This window comes from Devosia sp. (assembly GCF_036676215.1).
GTDB lineage: Bacteria > Pseudomonadota > Alphaproteobacteria > Rhizobiales > Devosiaceae > Devosia.
Window position 1 is genome coordinate 1 of sequence record NZ_JAKFDJ010000020.1, and the last position, 8,742, is coordinate 8,742.

General features: G+C 66.1%; 9 protein-coding genes. 6 read left to right on the forward strand and 3 right to left on the reverse strand.

All coding sequences use genetic code 11. The annotated features are described in order from the left end of the window. From V6M52_RS01825 to V6M52_RS01850, 6 genes are all read left to right on the forward strand, one after another. On the forward strand, positions 1-269 hold a 269-nt coding region (locus tag V6M52_RS01825; RefSeq protein WP_332698830.1), incomplete at its 5' end, for a 23S rRNA (pseudouridine(1915)-N(3))-methyltransferase RlmH. Between the two features lie 107 nt (positions 270-376). Further along, the gene (locus V6M52_RS01830) at positions 377-1,786 is read left to right on the forward strand and encodes a murein hydrolase activator EnvC family protein (protein ID WP_332698833.1); all 1,410 of its coding nucleotides are present in this window, start codon (positions 377-379) and stop codon (positions 1,784-1,786) included. Between the two features lie 7 nt (positions 1,787-1,793). Next, positions 1,794-3,218: a S41 family peptidase gene (locus tag V6M52_RS01835; protein ID WP_332698836.1), complete on the forward strand. Its 1,425-nt coding sequence runs from the start codon at positions 1,794-1,796 to the stop codon at positions 3,216-3,218. 97 nt (positions 3,219-3,315) lie between these two features. Continuing rightward, positions 3,316-4,440, forward strand: a complete 1,125-nt coding sequence (locus V6M52_RS01840; protein ID WP_332698839.1) for a divergent polysaccharide deacetylase family protein — start codon at positions 3,316-3,318, stop codon at positions 4,438-4,440. A 12-nt stretch (positions 4,441-4,452) separates the two neighbouring features. Beyond that, on the forward strand, positions 4,453-4,989 hold the full coding sequence (locus V6M52_RS01845) for an RNA pyrophosphohydrolase (RefSeq protein WP_332687738.1): 537 nt from the start codon (positions 4,453-4,455) through the stop codon (positions 4,987-4,989). 10 nt (positions 4,990-4,999) lie between these two features. Next, positions 5,000-5,686, forward strand: a complete 687-nt coding sequence (locus tag V6M52_RS01850) for an aspartate/glutamate racemase family protein (RefSeq protein ID WP_332687739.1) — start codon at positions 5,000-5,002, stop codon at positions 5,684-5,686. A gap of 4 nt (positions 5,687-5,690) precedes the next feature. Here V6M52_RS01850 and V6M52_RS01855 read toward each other — a convergent pair whose 3' ends face one another. The 3 genes from V6M52_RS01855 to V6M52_RS01865 all read right to left on the reverse strand — a co-directional run. Then, positions 5,691-7,559, reverse strand: a complete 1,869-nt coding sequence (locus tag V6M52_RS01855) for a methyl-accepting chemotaxis protein (protein ID WP_332687740.1) — start codon at positions 7,557-7,559, stop codon at positions 5,691-5,693. A gap of 55 nt (positions 7,560-7,614) precedes the next feature. Continuing rightward, the gene (locus V6M52_RS01860; protein ID WP_332687741.1) at positions 7,615-8,211 is read right to left on the reverse strand and encodes a hypothetical protein; all 597 of its coding nucleotides are present in this window, start codon (positions 8,209-8,211) and stop codon (positions 7,615-7,617) included. A gap of 111 nt (positions 8,212-8,322) precedes the next feature. After that, positions 8,323-8,742, reverse strand: a 420-nt coding sequence (locus V6M52_RS01865; RefSeq protein WP_332698842.1) for a methyl-accepting chemotaxis protein, incomplete at its 5' end; no start/stop codon positions are given.

Consider the following 8,742-nt stretch of genomic DNA (forward strand, 5'->3'; position numbering starts at 1 on the left):
TCGTGGCGCTGGATGAGCGGGGCAAATCCATCGGCTCGCAAGCCTTTGCCAGCCAGATCGGCCGCTGGCGCGACGATGGCCGCCCTGCCGCCAGCTTCATCATCGGCGGCGCCGACGGGATCGATCCCGCTTTCGTGGCGACGGCAGACCTGGTGCTGAGCTTTTCGCCCATGGTCTGGCCGCACCAGCTGGTCCGCATCATGCTGGCCGAGCAGCTCTATCGCACGACCACCATCCTCTCCGGCCATCCCTATCACCGCGGCGATTGAGGCCCTGCCATCACGCTATGGTTAAGCAACGTTAACCTGCGGTTTTCCGGCAGCTTGCTATGGTGCCGGCATTGATTCGGGCGTGTCGCGCCCTTGCTGGAGAGGTCATGGCGTTCAAGCCGGGCAAGAGACTGGGTTTGACGCTGGCCGGCCTGCTGCTGGCGGGCGCGACGACCTTGCCGCTGCTTGCCCAGAGCGAGACGCCGCCGGCCCTGCCGGAACCGGCGCTCGCAACACCGGTGGATGTGCCGCTGCGTGGCACCGTGTCCGAGCCGACGGCCCTTGCCGCAACAGACCCAGCCGCGCCGCCAGCTGAGGCCGCGCCGACGCCGGCTGACCTCGAGGCAGTGGAAGCCACCATCTCGCTGACCCAGGAGCGCATCGATGCGCTCAAGGCCGAGATTGCCGAAATGGAGGGCGACCGCACCCGCCAGAACGCCGCATTGATCGCTGCCGCCCAGCGCGTCAAGCTGGCCGAAATCGAGGTTGCCGATGTCGAGGAGCGCCTCTCGACGCTGATCGTCTCAGAATTCGAAGTGCGCGGCCGGCTCGACGGCTCCAATGCCGAGATCGCCAATGTGCTGGCAGCGCTCGAGCGCATCAGCCTCAACCCGCCGCCGGCGCTGATCGTCGATCCCGACGATGCGCTGGGCTCGGCCCGCAGCGCCATGCTGATCGCCGCCATCGTGCCGCAGCTGACCGCCAGGGCCGCCGCCGTGACGGCCGACCTGCAGGCGCTGACCGAGATCAAGGCGCAGGCCCTGGCCGAGGAAGCGACGCTTCGGGCCAATTATTCGGTGCTCGACGAGGATCGGCTCCGCATTGCCACGCTGATTGCCGCCCGAAGGCAGGGCATCGACGTGCGCAGCGCCGAACTTGCTGCCGAGGAGGCCGAGGCCGAAGCGCTGGCCGCCCGCGCCGCAACGCTGCAGGAATTGATCGGCACGCTTTCGGACCGCGTCACCTCGGTTTCCACCGCGGCAGCCGCAGCCGATGCCGCGACCGATCCGGATGCACCAGTGCTGACGGCAGAGGCCGTCCAGCTTGCCTTGGCCAATACCGCCCGCACCGAACCGGCCATCCCCTTTGGCGCCGCCAGGGGCTATCTCACCTTGCCGGCCAATGGCGTCAATGTGGTCGATTATGGCGCCGGCGACGGCTTTGGCGGCATCAGCCAGGGCATTTCCGTGGTCACCCGCGCCGACGCACAGGTGCTGGCCCCGGCCGATGGCTGGGTGCTTTATAAGGGCCCCTACCTCAATTACGGCCAAATCGTCATTCTCAATACCGGGCAGAACTACACCGTCCTGCTGGCGGGCCTTGAAACCGTGACCGTGGACATCGGCCAGTTCGTGCAGATGGGCATGCCTCTGGGAGCGATGGGATCACGCACTATTGGCCGTTCGGTCACCACCAATGCTGGCGCCGACCAGCCGACCCTCTATATTGAACTTCGACAAAACAATGAGCCCGTCGATCCGACCGGATGGTGGGCTACCCCGACACAGAGTGGATAGAACCCGCATGCGCCTGACTCCCCTTCGCACGCTCGCCATCGTCCTGGCGCTGTCGCTGCCTGCCGGCCTGCTGATTGCCCAGGAAGAGCCGGCTCCGGCCCCGGCCGAAGAGCAGGCGCCCCCGGCCGAGCCCGCTCCCGGTGGCGAACAGCCCGAGCCGACACCCGAGGAAAATGCCGCGGCCCCCCGCGACCCGCTCGAAATCTATGCGGACCTCAACCTGTTCGGCGAAATCTTCGACCGCATCCGCGCCGAATATGTCGATCCGCCGGACGAGCAGGAGCTGATCCGCGCCGCCATCCAGGGCATGCTGACCTCGCTTGACCCCCATTCCGGCTATCTGCCGCCGGCCGATTATGACGACATGCGCGAGGACACCTCGGGCGAGTTCGGCGGCCTTGGCATCGAAGTCACCATGGAAGAGGGCGTGATCAAGGTGATCTCGCCCATCGACGACACCCCGGCCGCCCGCGCCGGCATCATGGCCAACGATCTCATCATCGAACTCGATGGCGTGCAGGTGCAGGGGCTGACGCTGGACGAAGCCGTCGCCAAGATGCGCGGACCGATCGGCACCTCGATTAACGTCACCGTCTTCCGCGAAGGTCTCAACGAACCGCTCGAATTCGAATTGACCCGTGCCGTCATCGCCATGCGCGCCGTACGCTGGAGCATGGAAGGCGGGGAGACCGAGGGCGAAGGCGACGTTGCAGTGCTGCGCCTGTCGCGCTTCTCCGAACAGGCCTTTGTCGGCATCGAAAAGGCCATTCAGGACATCTACGCCCAGCGCGAGGACGTGGCCCCCAAGGGCATCATTCTCGATCTGCGCAACAATCCCGGCGGGCTCGTTGACCAGTCGGTCTATGTCGCCGACGCCTTCCTCAAGCAGGGCGCGGTTGTGCTGACCCGTGGCCGCATTGCCGAAGAAAGCGCCCGCTACGACGCCCAGCCCGATACGCTCGACGCCATGATAGCCGACGTGCCGCTGGTGGTGCTGATCAATGGCGGCTCGGCCTCCGCCTCCGAGATCGTGGCCGGGGCCTTGCAGGACCACAAGCGCGCCACCGTGGTGGGCACGCGGTCCTTCGGCAAGGGCTCGGTACAGTCGATCATTTCGCTGGGGCCGGACGGCGCCATGCGGCTGACCACGGCGCGCTACTACACGCCCAACAACCGCTCCATCCAGGCGCTGGGCATCACGCCCGACATCGAGATCAAGCAGGTGGTGCCCGAAGAATTCCAGGGCCGCGACGAGATCATCGGTGAAGCGGGCCTGGCTGGCCACATCACCATCGAAGGCCAGGAAGAGACCAGCGTCGGTTCCTCGGTCTATGTCCCCGCCGAAAAGGCCGAAGACACCCAGCTGCAATATGCGATCCGGCTGGTCCAGGGCGAGGAGACCGACGCGGCCTTCCCGCCCAAGGCCGAATGACGGGCCCCAGGGCTGCTGTGTTATGACAAAGCCGGGGGCGGGCCGCTGATTCGCTGCCACGCCCCCGCTGTGTTTCGTCGTGCGGAACTCATGAACAATGGCCAATGACCTGACGACGCCGCTGACCGGCCGCAAGCGCAAGTCCGGATCGCGGCCGCATCTGCCGATCGCGCGGACCCTGTTCGCGCTGTTGGCCCTGCTCGCTATCGCGTTCGTACTGCGCCTGGTGCTGACCGACGACCCCAATGGCGGCCGCCCCAGCGAGGAAGTGGCCATCACCTCGACGCGCAACAGCAACGAGATCGCCAACGAAGTCGCCACCGGCCCGGTGACCATCACCGCCGATCCCCAGCAATTCCCCGCCGGCAGTTCCATGACCGCTGTGCCCAGCGGCACCACGGGCGCCAATTCCATTACGGGCCTGCCTGACATATTCGGCGCCCTGCCCGACTTGAGCGAGGAAACCAGCGATGGCCCCATCCCGCGCGTCTCGAGTACGGGCCTCACCCCCTTTGCGGCCTATTCGCGTCCGGCCGGGGAAGCCGTGGCGAGCGGTCTGCCCATGGTTGCCGTCATCGTCACGGGCCTGGGCATCAACGAACAGGGTTCGCTCGACGCCATCGATCAGCTGCCCGATGCGGTGACGCTCGCCTTCGCCCCCTATGGCAAGACGCTGGTCACCACCGTGGCGGCCGCCCGCTCTGCCGGCCATGAAGTGCTGCTCGAAATTCCCCTCGAACCCTTCGATTTTCCCCAGAACGACCCGGGCCCGCAGACCCTGCTGACCGGTGAGCCGCCACGTGCCAATCTCGAAAAGCTGTTCTGGCTGATGGCCCGCTTCGGCGGCTATGTCGGGGTGATCAACAATATGGGCGCCCGCTTCACCGCCGCGGCCACCGATTTTTCTCCCATCATGGAAGAGCTGGGCGCACGCGGCCTCGGCTATGTCGACGACGGCTCATCCAACCGCTCGGTGGCCAACCAGCTGGCAGCCGGCAACAAGGTGCCGTTCTCGCGCGCCGACCTGGTCATCGACGCCAATCCGGCCCGGCAATCCATTCTCGCAGCGCTTGCCAGCCTTGAGGCCAGGGCGCTGGAGAACGGCGCCGCAATCGGTATTGTCAGCGCCCTGCCCATATCGGTGGCCGCTATTGCCGAATGGTCGCGCGAACTTGAGTCCCGGGGCATCATGCTGGTGCCCGCCAGCGCTCTGATGAAGTAGGAATCCTCGTCCATGCCAGCCCGTCCAGACCGTGAAAGCCTGCCCTATCGCGATTGCGTGGGGATCGCCGTGTTCAACCACGACGGCAATGTCTTCATCGGCCGGCGCAAAGCCGAGGACGACCCCGAAGATAGCGCCGAGCTGGGCGCGCCCTGGCAGATGCCGCAGGGCGGCATCGACAAGGGCGAGGATCCGCTCAAGGCCGCTTTGCGCGAGTTGCACGAGGAAACCAACATCACGGCAGTGAGCCTTTTGGCCGAGGCGCCCGAGTGGATCTATTACGACCTGCCCGATGACTCGCTGGGCACGGCCCTCAAGGGCAAGTATCGCGGGCAGCGCCAGCGCTGGTTCGCCTTTGCCTTTACCGGCAGCGACAGCGAGATCGACGTCACTGCGCCCGGCGGCGGCAAATATGCCGCCGAGTTCGACGCCTGGCGCTGGGAGAAGCTGAGCCGGACCCCTGCCCTGATCGTGCCGTTCAAGAAACAGGCCTATGAAAAGGTCGCCGCGGCTTTCGCCGACATTCCCCAACGCTTCACCCACGCTTAGCCACATCGACATGAAAACCATCGGCCTTATCGGCGGCATGAGCTGGGAATCGACGGCGCATTATTACCGCGTCATCAACCAGGAAACCGCGGCACGCCTGGGGGGCCTGCACTCGGCACCGCTGATCCTCCATTCGGTGGACTTCGCCCCCATCGCGGCCATGCAGGCGGCCGGTGACTGGGACGGCGCCGGACGCCAACTGGCCGACATCGCGCGCAGCCTCGAGGTGGCCGGCGCCGAGGTCATCGGGCTGGCCACCAACACCATGCATATCATCGCCGATCACATCATCGACGCCATAAATGTGCCCTTCATCCATATCGCCGACCCGACCAGCGATGCGCTGATCGCGGACGGGTTCGAGACCGTGGGCCTGCTGGGCACCCGCTTCACCATGGAAATGAGCTTCTACCGCGACGGGTTGACCAGTCGCGGGCTCACCTCGCTCATACCCGAAGTCGATCGCACCAATCTCAACGGCATCATCTACGAGGAGCTGTGCCGAGGCATCGTGCGCGAGGAGTCTCGCCAGGTCTATGTGACCGCCATCGAGCGCCTCGCCGCGCGCGGCGCCGAGGCGGTGATCCTCGGTTGCACCGAGATCACCATGCTGATCGACGACTCCATCAGCCCGCTGCCGGTCTATGACACGACCGACCTGCATGCCAAGGCCCTGGTCACGGCCGCCTTGGCCTAGGCGCCTAGGCTGCGCGGCGACCCGTTGCCGGCTGATCGACGTCAACGAGCGTGAAGACCGCCACGATCCGATCGAGTTCGCTGGCCTGCGCCTCGGTCTGCTCGATGGCGGCATTGGTCTCTTCCACCAGCGCCGCATTGTGCTGGGTCATCTCGTCCATCGTGCGGACCGCAATGTTGACCTCCTCGATGGCCGAGGCCTGCTCGCGGCTGGCCTGGGCAATGCCCTCAAGCAGACCGCTATTCTCGCGCACCGCGTCACGGACGCCCGACAGGCGTTCCGCCGCTTCTGCGACGAGACGCGAGCCGGCGGCCACTTCGCTGACGGAACGGTCAATGAGCTGCTTGATCTCGGCCGAGGCGCCGGCGGCAGACTGTGCCAGCCGCCGCACTTCCACCGCAACCACGGCAAAGCCCTTGCCGGCATCGCCCGCCCTGGCCGCCTCCACTGAAGCGTTGAGGGCCAGGAGGTTGGTCTGGAAGGCAATGTCGTCGATCAGCCCGATAATGTTGGAAATCTTGGATGAGGATTCGGTGATGCGCGCCATCGCTTCATTGGCCTGGCCCATAACGGAACCGCCTTGGTCCGCCGACCGCAGCACGGCCTCGGCCTTGGTGCTAGCCTCGGCGGCATGGACGGCATTCTGCCCCACCGTGCCGGCCAGTTGTTCGACCGCCGCGGAGGTTTCCTCGATCGTCGCCGCCTGCCGCGTGGTGCGCTCCGACAGATCGTTGGCGCCCGAGAGAATTTCCCCCGTTGCCGTCTTGAGCGCCCGCGAGGTCTGGCGCAACTGGCCCACGATCCGGGTCAGCTGCTCGCCGACCTGATTGGTGCTGTTCTTGAGCGCGCCGAACGCGCCTCGATAGTCGCCAGTCATGCGGACCGAGAGATTGGTGTCGGCGAGCGCCGCCAGCACGCGCCCGGTCTCCTCGAGCCCCGTATCGACGGTGGCAACCAGATTGTTGACGCTGGCCGCCAGTTCGTTGAGTTCGTCATCGGGAAAACTGGCATCGACCCGGCGGCTGAAGTCACCGGCAACGGCGGCATCGACCACTTCGCCAAAGGCCGCGCGCAGCGAGGCCATCATGGCAGCGCGGTCGCTGGCGGTGCGACGGCGCTGCTCGGTCTCGGCAAGGCTCATCTCGCCGACCTTGACGCCATTGTCGCGGAACACCGCCACGGCGCGGGCCATTTCGCCCAGCTCGTCGGAGCGCGCAATGGCCGGAACGCCGTCGACCGAGGCCGGATCCTGCGCGATCTGGGTGGCCGCGCGGACCAGGCCCAGCAGCGGTCCGGTGACCGACAGGCGAATGAAGAAATAGAGGGCCACGATCAGTACGGCAATGACGCCGGCGCCGACCAGTGCGGCGGTCACCAGGGTCTGGCTTTGCCGCGCCAGGCTGTCGCTGATATCCCAGGCGAAGGCAGCGGTGCCGACCACGGCCTTGTCCGGGCCGAAGCGGGCCGGCACGGCGACATAGGCAATGGCGCCCTCGGAGCGGGCTTCCACCGCACCGCTGGCCAGCGACCGGGCAGCGACATCGGCCATGGCCGTGCCATGGTCAGAGCCTTCGGCCGTTGTGGCAATCAGCGTCGATTGCATGTCGAAGCTGGCACCGGCGGCAAACTGGTCGCCAAGGGAGGCCTTGAGCCCGTCATAGGCGGTGAGCACCGCATCGGCCTTGCCGAAGCGGATGCCCCCGGCAAGCTGTTCGGTACTGGCGGTGGAGACCGTTACATTGGCCCGTTCCAGTTCGCTCCGCAGCAGCGCCGCATTCTGGCTGGTGCCGACATAACTGATGGCGACTGAGCCGGCGACCAGCGCCAGCAGCACGAGGCCGACGATCTTGCGAGTGAGAGTGAGCTTGAGCATGGCGGAAAACCTGGGGGTGAAAGAGTGGCGGCGGCCCGGGGGCCGCCGCGAGGGATCAGAGCATGGAGACGTCGACGCCGACAGTGATGGCACCAATGACGGCGCCGCTGGCCGGATCGGTGATCGGCACCGAAACCTGGCTCTGGAATATCTGCGTGCTCTCGTCCTGCTCGATCTCGCCGATATGGACGGCATCGGCACCGGCGCCGAAGCTCGCGGTGAACTTGTCCTCGTCGCCCTGCCAATAGTCCGAGGTCAGCGTGCTCTGGCCCACATTGAGGCCCTTGGCATCCATGGCGAAGATTTCGGTATACTTGCCGGCTGAAGCATCCTGGACGCCGGCCAGGTATTGCGAGGCGGCATTGGCCAGCGTTGCGTCGATCAGCGGCTTGCTGGCGGCGCCCACTTCGGCGCGCCACTGCGTATCGAGCGCATCGATCTGGGCCTGGTCATAGGCGCCGGTGACCGCATTCTGCGCCACGATGGCGGCAACCAGTGCCGGATCGGCGGCGAAAGCGGCGATGTCGCTCTTGGCCAGCTCGGTCAGCGGCGCAGTGAATTCGTCCTGGGCATGCGGGGCAGCCACCAGTGACAAGACGGCGGCGAGGCTCAGGGCCGCAAGGGTGGGGCGCAGGATGGTATGTTTCGACACAGTGATTGTTCTCCTCTGCCGCGCGAGGGGAGGCGCGGCCTGGGAACAAGCATGTGCCTGTCATCGTAAAGAGTCGGTGAATTAACGCTGGCGTCCGAACTTAATCGGCAGTCAGGCCGCCCGGTTTCTCGGCCTTTCCGCAGTACGAACAACGGCTTGGCCGCCATCATCGAGCACAAAAATATCGACGATGCGATCGAGCGTCTGCGCTTGCGCCTCGGTCTGCTCCATGGCGGCGTTGGTTTCCTCGGCCAGCGCCGCGTTGTGCTGGGTCATCTCGTCGAGCGTGCGCACGGCGGTCGATACCTCCTCGATGGCAGAGGCCTGCTCGCCACTGGCCTTGGCGATCGCCTCGACCAGCGCACTGTTCTGCTTGACCGCCTCGAGCATGTCCGACAGCCGCGCCGCTGCGTCCGAGACCAGCTGCGAACCACCCTTGACCTCATTGGCCGACTGCTCGACCAGCTTCTTGACATCGGCCGAGGCGCCGGCGGCCGATTGTGCCAGCCGCCGCACTTCCACTGCCACCAC